The sequence below is a fragment of the Kordia sp. genome (assembly GCF_045105435.1).
Classification (GTDB): domain Bacteria; phylum Bacteroidota; class Bacteroidia; order Flavobacteriales; family Flavobacteriaceae; genus Kordia.
The window spans coordinates 1-14,682 of sequence record NZ_JBGCDL010000126.1; the positions used below are offsets into that span (position 1 = coordinate 1).

At 32.9% G+C, this 14,682-nt stretch carries 12 protein-coding genes; 8 read left to right on the plus strand and 4 right to left on the minus strand.

The genetic code is table 11. The annotated features are described in order from the left end of the window. Positions 1-206: 206 nt before the first annotated feature. Positions 207-791 (minus strand): hypothetical protein, encoded by a 585-nt coding sequence (locus AB8B65_RS06385; protein WP_405300033.1) that lies wholly within the window; start codon positions 789-791, stop codon positions 207-209. A gap of 105 nt (positions 792-896) precedes the next feature. Here AB8B65_RS06385 and AB8B65_RS06390 point away from each other — a divergent pair, with 105 nt between their 5' ends. Beyond that, on the plus strand, positions 897-1,859 hold the full coding sequence (locus tag AB8B65_RS06390) for a hypothetical protein (protein ID WP_405300034.1): 963 nt from the start codon (positions 897-899) through the stop codon (positions 1,857-1,859). A 284-nt stretch (positions 1,860-2,143) separates the two neighbouring features. Here AB8B65_RS06390 and AB8B65_RS06395 read toward each other — a convergent pair whose 3' ends face one another. The 3 genes from AB8B65_RS06395 to AB8B65_RS06405 all read right to left on the minus strand — a co-directional run bounded on the left by AB8B65_RS06395 (position 2,144) and on the right by AB8B65_RS06405 (position 5,317). Then, positions 2,144-3,292, minus strand: coding sequence for a hypothetical protein (locus tag AB8B65_RS06395; RefSeq protein ID WP_405300035.1), 1,149 nt, complete (start codon positions 3,290-3,292; stop codon positions 2,144-2,146). Between the two features lie 241 nt (positions 3,293-3,533). Next, positions 3,534-3,920, minus strand: a complete 387-nt coding sequence (gene apaG, locus AB8B65_RS06400; RefSeq protein WP_405300036.1) for a Co2+/Mg2+ efflux protein ApaG — start codon at positions 3,918-3,920, stop codon at positions 3,534-3,536. Between the two features lie 137 nt (positions 3,921-4,057). Continuing rightward, complete coding sequence (locus AB8B65_RS06405) at positions 4,058-5,317, minus strand: DUF5103 domain-containing protein (RefSeq protein WP_405300037.1); 1,260 nt, start codon at positions 5,315-5,317, stop codon at positions 4,058-4,060. Positions 5,318-5,509: 192 nt separating this feature from the next. On the opposite strand from AB8B65_RS06405, the gene AB8B65_RS06410 reads away from it, so the two are divergent. The 7 genes from AB8B65_RS06410 (at position 5,510) to AB8B65_RS06440 (ending at position 14,682) form a co-directional block, all read left to right on the plus strand. Continuing rightward, positions 5,510-6,859, plus strand: a complete 1,350-nt coding sequence (locus AB8B65_RS06410) for a Na(+)-translocating NADH-quinone reductase subunit A (RefSeq protein WP_405300038.1) — start codon at positions 5,510-5,512, stop codon at positions 6,857-6,859. A 4-nt stretch (positions 6,860-6,863) separates the two neighbouring features. Continuing rightward, positions 6,864-8,153, plus strand: a complete 1,290-nt coding sequence (locus AB8B65_RS06415; RefSeq protein WP_405300039.1) for an NADH:ubiquinone reductase (Na(+)-transporting) subunit B — start codon at positions 6,864-6,866, stop codon at positions 8,151-8,153. 2 nt (positions 8,154-8,155) lie between these two features. Beyond that, complete coding sequence (nqrC, locus tag AB8B65_RS06420; protein ID WP_405300040.1) at positions 8,156-9,013, plus strand: NADH:ubiquinone reductase (Na(+)-transporting) subunit C; 858 nt, start codon at positions 8,156-8,158, stop codon at positions 9,011-9,013. Positions 9,014-9,016: 3 nt separating this feature from the next. Then, complete coding sequence (locus AB8B65_RS06425; RefSeq protein ID WP_405300041.1) at positions 9,017-9,655, plus strand: NADH:ubiquinone reductase (Na(+)-transporting) subunit D; 639 nt, start codon at positions 9,017-9,019, stop codon at positions 9,653-9,655. A 76-nt stretch (positions 9,656-9,731) separates the two neighbouring features. After that, on the plus strand, positions 9,732-10,451 hold the full coding sequence (gene nqrE, locus AB8B65_RS06430; RefSeq protein WP_405300042.1) for an NADH:ubiquinone reductase (Na(+)-transporting) subunit E: 720 nt from the start codon (positions 9,732-9,734) through the stop codon (positions 10,449-10,451). 4 nt (positions 10,452-10,455) lie between these two features. Beyond that, entirely contained in the window at positions 10,456-11,763 is a 1,308-nt protein-coding gene (nqrF, locus tag AB8B65_RS06435) for an NADH:ubiquinone reductase (Na(+)-transporting) subunit F (protein WP_405300063.1), read from the plus strand. A gap of 147 nt (positions 11,764-11,910) precedes the next feature. Beyond that, complete coding sequence (locus AB8B65_RS06440) at positions 11,911-14,682, plus strand: alpha/beta hydrolase family protein (protein ID WP_405300043.1); 2,772 nt, start codon at positions 11,911-11,913, stop codon at positions 14,680-14,682.

Sequence of the window (14,682 nt, forward strand, 5' to 3'; positions counted from 1 at the left end):
GTTATGATGGATCGGTTTGTGGTGAAAACAATCAGTATAACGCAAATTGAAAAAACGGCAGATACGCTATCGATGTATTATCACGACTTGCTAAAAGATGAAGAAAGTGATATTGTATTCAATCCGATAGAAACTACGCATGAATAACGCATGAAGTATGCTTACATCTCGATTCTATTTTGAGAATGTGTGGTATTCAAATATTTCTATATTCGTTTAAAATAATATGTTGTATTGTGATTGTCGAAAGATGAAAAAATAATCAGTGCGCCACCTGTGCTATGATTTATATTGTGAATGACAAGATCGTTGTTTTTGCTAATTCCAATTCTTGATTTGTCTATTTCCAAATTACCGAAAAGTAGCGGGATTCCCGTAATATGTGATTTTTTATTTTTTAAATGAATCATGCCATTTTTTCGAAGTTTCATGCCTAAAACAGTCTCTTCTATAGTTGTGTTTTGATGGCGATACGTAAACTTAATTTTTGTGTTAGATAGTAATTTAATATCTACAACCAATTTTTTTAGGAGTGTTGAGTCGATATCCTGTGTACTTGTAAAATTGTGTATTGTAGTGTCTTGTATTGTTTTTTTATACTCAACTATCTCTTTGCCAGCTTTAAAATAAGAGTCATAAGATTCAATTTCATATGTTCCTTCAATATTTTGAATATTTTCTTCGGTTAAATGTATAATTTGATCTTGCGTGATTCTGCTCGAAAATGAAGCACAACTTGTAATGCTAATTGCGAAAACAATCAATAGTAAACGGAAGTGTGTCTTTTTCATGGTAAATAGTTGTTTTAATGTGTGTCAAAATTATTGTTATAATTGCAAGATGAATCGTAGGAATAGCAATTTAGAATATTTATTTTTGTGAAAATCACAAATAACATGCAAGAGTTCTTCCTGTCAAAAATTAAAGCAGTATTACCCGAAAATACTTCGTTGATTGATACGGTAGCTGAGGTTTTAGACATTAGTTACGACGCTGCACACAGACGCACAAGTTCAAAAAGTAAATTGTCATTAGAAGAAGCGATCAAATTATCGCGTCATTTTAACATGTCTATTGATCAGTTGTATGAAATAGGATTGCAAAATATAGTGGCTGTCGAGAAAACGCAAATCATTTCGACACAAGAAGATTTGGAACTCTACTTTAAAGCTTCGCACGAAAATTTGAAGTTGATTTTAGCAATGGAAGATTCGGAAATTATCTATTCAGCTAAAGATTTACCTATATTCTACACAGCATCAGACAATGTGTTATCGCGCTTTAAAATGTATGTTTGGTTGGAATTGTTAAGCGATGACCACAACGTACTACCTTTTGAAAAATTTGCGCCATCAGTTTCTCTAGTAGCTGCCGCTTCACGCTTGGGCGAATTATATGCAAATTTGAAAGTGACTGAAATTTGGGATATTACAACGATAAATAGTACGATGAAACAAATTCATTTCTACTACAAATCGATGTTGCTCACGGAAAAAATGGCATTGCAATTGTGTGATGATTTAAAGAAATTAGTAGAAGCAATTGAATTAAAAGTAGGAACTGATACACAATTTAAACTCTTTTACAATGAATTGTTGCTAATGAATAATACGGTATTGGTAAAAACGCCAATCATAAAAACCTTGTTCGTTCCGTATACCATTCTGTCGTATTACAAAACCAGCGAAACGGAAACACTTGCACAAGTTGATCAGCACTTACAACGTCAAATGCGGAATTCGAAATTACTCTCGACCGCAGGAAAAAAAGAACAACGTATCTTTTTCAATAAAATGTATAAAAAAATTGATGCATTGATTTATTTAATTCAAGCGGAAAATGTGTTGGATTATGAATAAATTAGACTCGCTGTTACTCTTTGATTTTAAAATGTTACAAGTAAGTTAAGGTATTCTTTAACAAACAAAATGATAGCTTTCAAATCTATAATCAAAAAGTTCGACTTTAGAAACTTTGGGTTTAGTATTTTAGTAAATGAATTTTAGTATGAAATATTCGTTGGTAATTTTTAATTATTTCTATAAATATTCGCCCGTTTAAAGGTGTCCATATTTCTGTATAATCATCTTCTTCGTTTTTTTTACATTACAGTTAACAGTCTTGTGAAAAAGTAGTTGCGAATTTATGACCATAATCTTTTCCACCAAGATCTACTTTCATTATTAATGCTATCTTTTGGTATATTATTTTCATTCCCATTGTTTTTAAGCATTTTTAGGTGCTGACTTTTATAACCATCAAAATATTCATACTCATAATATGTTTCTTGATTCGGAGTTGATTCCTTTAGATAAATTATATTTCCTCTTTTATCTAGTATCTTTACATCAATTTGTCTGTCTTCGTTATATTCTTCTTCCCAATAATCATCCCAATCAGTTTTAATATGAGTTGTACATTTCTTTTTTAGTTGTTTATTTTTATTGTATTCATAGATAATATGCCATCTTGCAGTTAAAAATTCTTCATTAAAGTCTGGTCTGTAATCCATTTCAACCTTAGAAATCAAATTGGAATTTTCGTCATATTCATATGTAGTCAATGAATCAAGGAAGTGAATTTGCAGTGGAAAATCTAACACATTACCTTTTATGTCAATTTTTAATTCATTTATTCCTTTTAAATTATTATGAAACCTTTCTAAGGCTTCTTTTTGTTTATTTGTACTTAGTGGAGAAGCATTATAAATGTATTTATCATTTCTTTTAAAACACAATTTCTCTACTAATTTCTTTTGTTCATATTTATATAATCTTAGGTCTGTTAAAATACCGTCCTTATTGTATTTTTTTTGAGCAGTTAAATTACGTTGTGTAAATTCTCTTGTTCGAGTTTCTATTATTATATCATTTTTGTTGTATTTAATCTTTTTTATCAAACGATTTAGTGAATCATACTCATACTTATAGTAATACGGTAAATCTGATGTTACCGTTTTTATTATCAGGCCTAAATCATTTTTTTTGCATTCAAATTTAAACGTTATTTCACCATTAGTGTTTTGAATTTTTTCATATAATACTCTATATAAACGGTCTGTTATTATTTTAGACGAACGTTTAATAGCATTCTCATTGTCATAAACTATCTTATTAGTATGGCACTCATTATTAATATAATTGCTTTTTGCAATTGACCACGAACCATCATCAAAAAAATGCTTTTCTTCAATTAGTGTTCCATTTTTATTGAATAGTTTCTCGCAGATAAGAATATCATCACGTATTTCTTTATATGTTTTTACTTTCCCTCGTAATTTATATTGCTCCATTTTTAGTTTGTACCTAACGTATGTGTAAAAGGAATTTCTGATATTTCTACTGTAACTGTAAATGTTTTATTTTTAGAATTCAGTTATTTTTAAAGCTACAATATTCTTGCTCAAAGTCAAAAATCCCCCAGAAGATTTTTATCAAGAGTTTGAGAGATGTGAGTTGTGTTTAAAAGTACTTTTCGGAATTGTCTAATGCCCAAAACCTAACACCTAATACCTAACACCTAATACCTATCGTTTAGTTCAACGCAAAAGGAGCGCTCAATTTAAAAGTAGGAATAAAGACTCTGAATTTTTTAGTCGTAGTGAAGTTCACCATGTTAAAATGTCCGCGCATAGCTCCAATAGGTGAAGCGAGCAAACATCCTGATTGATACGTGTGTGATTCTCCAGGTTTCAATACAGGTTTTTTGCCGATAACACCTTCGCCATCTACAATTTCAACACTATTTAAAGCGTCAAAAATTTGCCAATGTCTTGATGTTAACTGAACCGAATCTTTGCTTTGGTTTTCAATTGTGATTTGATAGCCAAAAGCAAAATGCATCTTATAATTCTTGAAGAAAGTACCTTCAAAATTAGTCTCTACGGAAATTTTTATGCCTCTAGTTACCTGTTGAATCATTTGTTGTTTTTAATGTGATATAAGCATTTGTTTTTGAAACAAGCTACAGTCACAGTACAATCAAAAATACGAATTTTATAGGTATGATCTTAAAAGTCGTTAAAATTTTAACGATTTTTAAAGAAAAACGGGCTTTATCAATTTTTTATCACGCTCGAATTTGTAGACCCAATTCCGATAATACGATCGTATATTTCGCCAAATTTTCTAAAATAAACAATAATCAAATAGTCATTTTCGGTTTCAAAATTAGAACCGCTAATCTTTACAGGATCTACTTCGCCTTTTTCATTTACAACCACATATCTATAATTATAAAAACCTTGTTTCATTAAAAGTTGCGCTTCGTACAAATCGGTGTCTTCATTGTAAAACAGTTGGTTTTCTTCATTAATAGCATAATTATTAAATCGTCCTTGCACATATACTTTACTGCCTAGTAAATCCATATAATTGGCTAGCGAAAAGTGCATTACAGCATAATCTGCTTCAATAGAAGGGTCAGTTCCTTGAATTGTATTCACTAAAAAATCACCATTAATGTCAGGGTTAAAAGTGTACGGTTCGGAAGCACGTGTGGCATTAGTGTGTAAATAATTATGATACACATCGCGCAACTCAATACTTGCAATGCTTATGTTTCCACCGCGAATCTCTTTATTGTCAAAATTATAAAATTCATTTCCGCCAGGAAAGCTAGTTTCGGTATTGTAACGATACATAAATCGTGTTCCTAAAGTATATTGCGGTTTAATATTGGTAATAGCTGTTTTCCACTGATAATTTTGTAAAATGGCTACTTTGAGTTCGCGTTCAGGATTTCGGAGTCGCATATTTGCAGAATTGATCTCAAATTGAATCAATTGATCTTGCTGAATAGTACTTAAATCACGCGTTCTGTGCACAGCTGCGGCAACTCCAACAGAATTTTGATACACAATAAACTTTCTAGAAAACATCAACTCATCTTCATCATTATAAATAGAAAGCATGTAATTTCCTGTGAGTAATAATGTGGTAAATTGATTCGGAATTGACAATCGGTAGTTTGAGTACAATTGCAAGGTGTTAAACGAATTTTCATAATTAATAATTCGCTGATTGTCCATGCCTCGCATATATTGCGCTTTCGCGAGATTAGAAGGAGTCCAATCGTAATTACAATGCACTATTTTATAATAATAATCAGCTTCATCGCCATTAATATCATCAAAAGTAACATTCAGCGGTTCGCCCAATCGCAATACTGGAAACTGATCGCCATCATTAGTGCCTGCAAGTTCAATACTTTTAATAAAATAAGGAGGTTCAACTTCTTCTAGTGGTTTCTTTTGTGCGAAAGTGTAAAAGCTAACAAAAGCTAAAAGTGCAGAAATATAGAAAGTGCGAGTTGTCATTCGTTTCGATTTTTTTACAAAGATAAGCAAAATGCATGCCTAAACGCAGCGTGCGCCTTTGCGGTTGGTTGAGATCGTGTAAAACATCTAATTTAGAATGAGTATAAATAGATTTTATAGTTCTAAATTGGCTTTTAGATGAGTGTATAAATGATTAAATTTGCAGGATTTTTAGATAAAAATATCATAACTATGTCAAAAGACATTCGCATAAAAAAAGGCTTAGACATTAAGCTTGTTGGCGAGGCAGAAAAAACTACTGTTGCTGCAAAAGCTAGTAGTTCTTATACTGTAAAGCCCGAAGATTTTCACAGTATCATTCCTAAAATGTTAGTGAAAGTTGGTCATAAAGTAAAAGCCGGTCAGGCACTATTCCATTCTAAATTAGACGAAACATTACTTTTTCCTTCTCCTGTAAGTGGAGAAATTTCAGAGATTGTTCGTGGCGCAAAGCGTAAAATTCTTGAAATAAGAATTTTAGCAGATGCAACGCAAGCACATCATGACTATGGGAAAAAGGATGCAGCAAAAATGTCTGGTGATGAGGTTAAAAAACATTTGCTTACTGCAGGTTGTTGGCCATTCATCAAACAACGTCCGTATGACGTAATTGCTGATCCGACGAAGTCGCCAAAAGCGATTTTTGTTTCTGGTCACGACAGTTCGCCGTCAGCGGCAGATTTAGAATATGTGTTGGCAGGAAAAGAAGCTGAGTTAACTGCTGCATTGACAGCATTAACGAAACTTACAGAAGGAAGCGTTCATGTAGTTACAAGAAAAGGTGGAAATTCTCCATTGGCAAATGTAGCAGGAACAACTTCTCATACTGTTTCAGGACCACATCCAGCAGGAAATGTTGGAACACACATTAACAAAATTGACCCTGTAAATAAAGGTGAATTTGTTTGGACTGTTTCTGCAAAAGATTTAGTAATCATTGGTGAATTGTTACTTACAGGTGCATTCAATGCCACGAGAACAATCGCAATTACAGGTTCGCAAATAACAAAACCGCAATACGTAACAGCTATTGCTGGTGCAAGTATTAAAGATCTTGTAGCTGACAATATCAACTTAGACAATACAAGAGTTATTAGTGGTAACGCGCTTACAGGAAAACAAGAAAGTGAAAATGGTTCGTTAGGATATTACGATAACCAAATTACGGCAATTCCTGAAGGTGACGATTATGAGTTTTTCGGATGGAATAAGCCAATCTTTAATAAAGTAAGTGTGTCAAGAGCATTAACTTTCTCATGGTTAAAGCCTAATAAAAAATACGATCTAAACACAAATACAAATGGTGAGCACCGAGCATTCGTAACAACAGGAACGTTTGAAGAGGTATTTCCATTAGATATTTATCCAATGCAAACATTAAAAGCATGTATGTATTCAGATTTAGACGAAATGGAAGCTTTAGGAATGTACGAAGTAGCTCCTGAAGATTTTGCATTGACAGAGTTTGTATGTGTTTCAAAGCAACCGCATCAAAAGATTATTAGAGAAGGTTTAGATTTAATGCTTAAAGAAATAGGATAGTGCTATGAGCTTAAAAAGTAAATTACACAATATAAAAGAAAAGTATAAAGGAACGAAAATGGCGCCTGCATTCAATGCATTGCACACATTTTTATACTTGCCTAACGAAACTACACATAATGGAACGCATATTAAAGCGGCAGACGATTTAAAGCGTACCATGAATACTGTGATTATGGCATTGGTTCCATGTTTAATCTTCGGAATGTTTAATGCAGGATATCAACATTTCTTAGCATTAAAAGAAATTGAAGCGTCTAGTGGATTTTTAGGAAGTACATTTTGGACATTCCAAAACTTAATTCACGGTGCCTGGAAAATATTGCCTTTGGTAGTAGTTTCTTATGGTGTTGGATTGGCAGTAGAATTTTTATTCGCAGTCATCAAAGGACACGAAGTAGAAGAAGGATACTTAGTAACAGGAATGTTAGTTCCATTAATTGTTCCAGTTGATATTCCATTATGGATGTTATCTGTAGCAGTAATTTTCGGTGTTGTTATCGGAAAAGAAGTTTTTGGAGGAACAGGAATGAATATCTTAAACCCAGCATTAACCATTAGAGCCTTTTTATTCTTTGCATATCCAACTTGGATGACAGGAGATAAAGTATGGATTAGTGAAGCTGTGGAAAGAGATGGTTTAATTGCAGCAGGAGAAAATGTAGATGCTATTTCAGGAGAAACCATCTTGGGATATTATGCAAAAGCAGGACAAGAATTAACAATTGCTGGAACCAACGGAGGTTCTGAAATTGTAACCACGTATGGCGAAAGAGCCGCAGATTTATACTCTGTATCTGATATGTTTTGGGGATTAATTCCAGGATCTGTTGGAGAAACGTCTAAGTTCTTAATCATCTTTGGTGCATTATTCTTAATCTTTACGAAAATAGGAAGTTGGAGAATCATGTTAAGTACAGTAATTGGTGCTTTAGCAATGGGATTAATTTTCAACGGAGTTGTAGATGCAGGAATGATTGGAGAGTCAAGTAAATTTTACGGATTAATGAACATCCCTTTCTGGCAACACTTAATCATAGGAAGTGTACTATTTGGTGCTGTATACATGGCAACCGATCCAGTAACTGCCGCGCAAACAAATAAAGGAAAGTGGATTTACGGATTCTTAATTGGTTTTATATCAATTATGATTCGTGTGTTTAACCCAGCATACCCAGAAGGTGTATTCTTAGCGATTCTATTAATGAACGTATTTGCGCCAACAATTGATCACTATGTGGTTCAAGGAAATGTAAAGAAAAGAATGAAACGTCTAAAAGTAAAAACAACTTAACGATGGAAAAGAGAACAGATAAAAATTCATATACCATCATATTCGCTGTCGGAATGGTATTGGTAGTTGGTGCATTGTTAGCGTTTTTAGCATCTGCATTAAAACCTATGATTACTGAAAACCAGCGTCTAGAAAAGCAGCAAAATATTTTGTATGCTATGGGGATTAATGAGAACGAAGGTACAAGCGCAAAATTTGTATCTAAAGAAAAAATTACATCTAAAGATGCCGAAGGTAATGTAGTTAAAGATGAAAAAGGGAAAGAAGTTAAGTTACCTAAAGTTTCTGTAGAGTTTTCAAAGTATATCAAAGAACAAATAGTTTTAGTGGTTGAAAACGGTAAAGTTACTTCTCAAGTAAACAGAGAAGAATATATTACTGAAAATGGTAAGGAACCTTATTTAATAGATGTAAAGAAGGAGCAAGCTAGAGCTAAAAATGGGAAAACAAGAAGGCTTCCTTTATTTGTTGGAGAAAAAGATGGAAAAACATTTTACATCGCTCCAATTAGAGGAAAAGGACTTTGGGATGCAATTTGGGGTTATGTAGCTTTAGATGAAAACATGGTGGTACAAGGAGCTTACTTTGATCACAAAGGAGAAACGCCAGGTTTAGGAGCAAACATTAAGCAACGTTTCTTCATGGATGATTTTATTGGAGAAAATTTACTTGATAAAAATGGTGATTTTAAAGGAATTACTGTTGCTAAAGGAAATGCAGATCCAAAGAATAATGATAAAATGGACAACGAAATCGATGCCATTGCAGGAGCAACAATTACCGGAGACGGAGTTACTGCAATGATCAAAAAAGATTTAAGATTGTACTTACCATATTTCAAAAACTTAAAAAACAAATAAGTCATGGGAAAAGATAGTAAACTTATATTAGACCCATTAGCAGACAATAACCCAATTACAATTCAGGTATTAGGTATTTGTTCAGCTTTGGCAATTACAGCAGAACTAGAAGCTTCTATTGTAATGTCTATATCCGTATTATTTGTATTAGGAATAGGAAACGTAGTAATTTCATTAATGCGTAACATTATTCCATCAAAAATTAGAATTATTGTACAGTTAATTGTAGTGGCAACACTAGTAATTATAGTTGATTTAGTGCTAAAAGCTTTTGCGTATGAATTAAGTAAAACGCTTTCTGTATTTGTCGGATTAATTATTACAAACTGTATCATTATGGGACGTTTTGAAGCATTTGCTTTAGGAAATGGACCATGGAGATCGTTTTTAGACGGAATAGGAAACTCATTAGGATATGCAGTGATCTTAATTATTGTAGGATTCTTTAGAGAATTATTAGGTTCAGGAACTTTATTAGGATATCCTGTATTAGGAAATCCAATCCCTGGTGAATTATCAGGATTATATGCTTTAGGATATGAAAACAACGGTTTCATGCTATTATCACCAATGGCATTAATCGTAGTAGGAATCATTATTTGGATACAACGTTCAAAAAATAAAGCTTTAATAGAAGACTAAAAAATAGTAGTGAGCTATTAGATATGAGAATTGAGAGTTCTCAATACTAATTACTCAAAACTCAATACTAAAATATATGGAACATATAGAATTATTATTCAAATCAATATTTATAGACAACATGGTATTTGCTACGTTCTTAGGAATGTGTTCATACTTAGCTGTATCTAAAAAAGTGACGACAGCTGTTGGACTTGGAGCCGCAGTTATTTTCGTACTTGCCATTACGGTACCTTTAAACTGGTTATTAGATCAATACATATTACAACCTGGCGCTTTATCTTGGTTAGGAGATGGATATGCAGAGTATGATTTAAGTTTCTTATCATTCATCATGTTCATTGCAACCATTGCAACCATGGTACAATTGGTAGAAATTATTGTAGAGAAATTTTCTCCATCATTATACAACTCACTAGGTATCTTTTTACCACTTATTGCAGTAAACTGTGCAATCTTAGGAGGTTCGTTATTCATGCAGTCAAGAGAAATTGAAACTTTAGGATTGGCTACAACTTATGGAGTTGGATCTGGAATTGGATGGTTCTTAGCAATTTTAGCAATTGCTGCCATTCGTGAAAAAATCAGATATTCAGCTGTACCTGCACCATTAAGAGGTTTAGGAATTACATTCATCATTACAGGATTAATGGCAATTGGATTTATGAGTTTTGGTGGAATGTTAACTGGAGGAGATGAAGAGCCGAAAGACAAAAAAGCATCAGCTCAAATAGAAACTGTACAAGACAATAGTACAACAAAAAAAATCGCTAACAATACAAAAGTAATTGAGTAATATGATACTATTAGCACCAAGTACAACAGGAACAATACTAGCAACAGTTGCAGCCTTTTTACTAATTACATTAGTATTGGTTTCGCTATTGTTATATGTAAAGCAAAAACTATCGCCATCTGGTCCCGTAAAAATTACAATCAATGGAGAACGTGAAATCGAAGTAGCTTCAGGAAGTACACTTTTATCTACCTTAGGAGGCGAAAAAATATTCTTGCCATCTGCTTGTGGTGGTGGTGGAACATGTATTCAATGCGAATGCCACGTATTAGAAGGTGGAGGAGAAGCATTGCCAACAGAAGTTCCGCACTTTACACGAAAAGAATTAAAGCACGGAGCACGTTTAGCGTGTCAAGTAAAAGTAAAGCAGGACATGAACATCACAATTCCAGAAGAAGTATTCGGAATTAAAAAGTGGGAAGCAGTGGTTGTGCGTAACTACAATGTAGCATCATTCATTAAGGAATTTGTTGTTGAAATTCCAGAAGATATGGGCTACAAAGCTGGTGGATATATTCAAATTGAAATTCCTCAATGTGAAATAAAATTCGAGGATATGGATATCACTGCGCATCCTGAAGAACATGAAACTCCAGATAAATTCCAAAAAGAATGGGATAAATTCGGATTATGGCCTTTAGTGATGAAAAACAATGAAATAGTAGAACGTGCATACTCTATGGCTTCTTTCCCTGCGGAAGGACGTGAAATTATGCTAAACGTTCGTATTGCTACACCACCATGGGATAGAGCTAAAAATGCTTGGATGAATGTAAATCCAGGTGTAGCATCATCATACATATTTGCACAAAAACCAGGAGATAAAGTAACAATTTCAGGACCTTATGGTGAATTCTTTATCAACGAGTCAGAATCAGAAATGTTATATGTTGGTGGAGGAGCAGGAATGGCACCAATGCGTTCGCATTTATATCACTTATTCAAAACCTTAAGAACTGGACGTAAAGTTACATATTGGTACGGAGGACGTTCTAAGCGTGAATTATTCTACCTAGAGCATTTCTATGAATTAGAAAGAGAATTCCCGAACTTTAAGTTCTATCTAGCATTATCTGAACCGTTAGAAGAAGATAACTGGAAAGTGAAAAAAGATATTGATGCTGAAGGTGATGGATTTGTAGGATTCGTTCACAACTGTGTAATCGATAACTATTTAAATCACCACGAATCACCAGAAGATATAGAATTATACTTCTGTGGACCACCATTAATGAACCAAGCTGTTCAAAAAATGGGAGAAGACTTCGGTATTCCAGATGAACACATTCGATTTGATGACTTTGGTGGATAAAACCAACTTCATTTCAAAATACACAAAAAAGATCGTCAATATTGACGATCTTTTTTTATGATACAAGTTTAAATATTCAGATAAAATATATTTTATAAAATAAAGAATAATCTGTTTATCTTTAGAGAATAATATTTACAATACACAATGACTCAAAGATTACTTTTACCAATATTCCTTTTTATTTTTGGAATCACGGTTGCTCAAAAAAAAGCCATTACGCATAACGATTATGATTTGTGGAAATCTATTAGTGATACTAAGGTTTCAAATAATGGAAAAATAATAGTTTCAACAATCACTACACGAACAGGTCGTGGTGATGGCTATATTCAAATATACAATACAGAAACAGAAGAGAAAGTAACTTATTTTAATGGAATAGGAAGTTCTATTACTTATGATGAGAAATTTGTAATCTTCAAAAAGAAAGTCGAGTACACTACTACAAGATCTGAAAAGAAAGAAGAAACTAAAAAAGAAGATCAAGAAAAAGAAGTACTCTATATACACGATGTACAAAACAACAAAATCCATGATTCTGTAATACGTATAAAATCATATACATTGCCTAAAAAGAATAGTGAGTATTTAGTCATTGAAAAAATAAAAAATAAAAAAGATTCTATAAAAGGAGATAGCTTACCAGCGTGGAAAAATAACTATGGAATTGTATATAATTTAAAAACAAAACATCAAGACACTGTATTTAATATCAAAGATTTTGTAGTTCCAGAAGAAGGAAACGCTTTTTACTATACAACCAATAATAAGAAACGTAAGAAAAAAGCAAAAGGAGTATTTGTATATAATACAGCAACAAATTCAACGGAAATAATAGACACGCTTTTATACGATTATAAAAAACTAAGTGTAAATAAACTAGGAAATCAGTTAAGTTTTGTAGCAGAAAGAGATTCTGCAAAGACAGATTCTATTCCTTTAAAACTATATCTCTATAAAAATAAGAAGCTTCAAGTATTAGTTGAAAATGAAATCAAACACTTTGGTGCAAATCAAACACTTAGTGAAAAAAAGGCGCCTTTCTTCTCTGAAAATGGGAAGCGACTCTACTTTTATTCTAAAATAAAAAGTGAATTCAAAAAAGATACCACACTACTAGATGAGGAAATTCCGCAAGTAGATGTTTGGGGATGGAATGATAAAGTAACACAACCTAGACAAAAAGCGAACGCTGACTTTTATGAAGAAGATACACGACTGCGTTACTTCGATATTGAAAAAGAGCGCTATGTACAGTTGCAAGATGAAACACTATATTATATATATTTAGCAAGTGATTATGCAACAAAATACGTGCTAGGAATTAGTGACAAGCCATATGAAATTGAAAATGCATGGAATAGACCTATTAGAAATGATTATTATGTAATTAATTCTGAAACAGGTAAGAAACGATTATTACTAAAAGGAGCAGGATCAAGTGTTTTTATGGCGAAAAATGGCGAATATGCTATGTATTTCGATATAGATGTAAAAGATTGGTTTTCCGTAAACCTTGAAACACTTCAAAAAAATAACTTAACAAAAAATATAAACGTTTCTTTTGAAGATGAAGATGACGATCATCCTATGTTAAAATATGCTCATGGTAATGGAGGTTTTGATAAAAACGGAAACCTTCTATTATATGATAAATATGATATTTGGAAAGTACCCTTAGATGGAAAAAGGAAGCCAAAAAATATTACTAGAAAAGGACGAAGAAATAAAATTTCATTTAGAACAAAGAGTCTAGGTGAAAAAAGATTGTTAGCTACGTACATAGACGGAAAGTTATTATTAAGTGGATTTAATGAAAAAACAAAAGCAACAGGTATTTACTTATTAGATGACTCTGGAAAGCTTACACAGAAAATTAAAGACGATTCCTATTTGGTATTAGCATTAAAAAAAGCCTTAGAAAGTGATGTGGTCACTTTTACAAAACAAAACTTTAAAACATTTGAAGATTTACAAGTAACCACCGATAACTTTAAAACGCACACACAAATTACTGATGCAAATCCGCAAGAAAAAGATTTCAAATGGGGAACTTCTGAACTGGTTTCGTGGAAAGCCTATGATGGTACAAAACTAGAAGGAATTATACACAAACCCGAAAATTTTGATCCTTCCAAAAAATATCCAATGATTGTCTATTTCTATGAGCGAAGTGCTGACGGACTTCACAATCATTATTCGCCACAACCAAGCGCATCTACGGTAAACAAAGCGTATTTAGTGAGCAATGACTATATCGTTTTTACGCCAGACATTGTATACAAAGAAGGACAACCAGGGAAAGATGCTTACAACTGTGTCATTTCGGGCGTTGAAGCAATAGAAAAGAAAGGTTATGTAGATAGCAGTCGTATGGCATTACAAGGACAAAGTTGGGGCGGATATCAAGTAGCGTACTTAGTCACAAAAACAAACAAATTCAAAGCCGCAATGGCAGGTGCACCAGTAAGTAATATGACATCTGCTTATGGAGGAATTCGTTGGGGAAGTGGATTAAGCAGAATGTTTCAATATGAAAAAACACAAAGTCGTATAGGTAAAAACTTATGGGAAGGTTTTGATTTATATGTAGAAAGTTCACCGCTATTCAGTCTTCCTAATGTAGAAACACCATTACTCATCATGCATAATGATAATGATGGAGCAGTTCCTTACTATCAAGGAATTGAATTATACATGGGAATGCGTCGTTTGCGCAAACCTTCATGGTTATTAGTATATAATAACGAAGCGCATAACTTGCGTAAAATGAAAAACAAGCAAGATCTTTCTATCAGAATGATGCAATTTTTTGATCATTACCTAAAAGATGTGCCAGCACCTATTTGGATGACCAAAGGAGTTCTAAGATCTCAAAAAGGAACTAATTTCGGATACGAACTCGATAAAGGATGA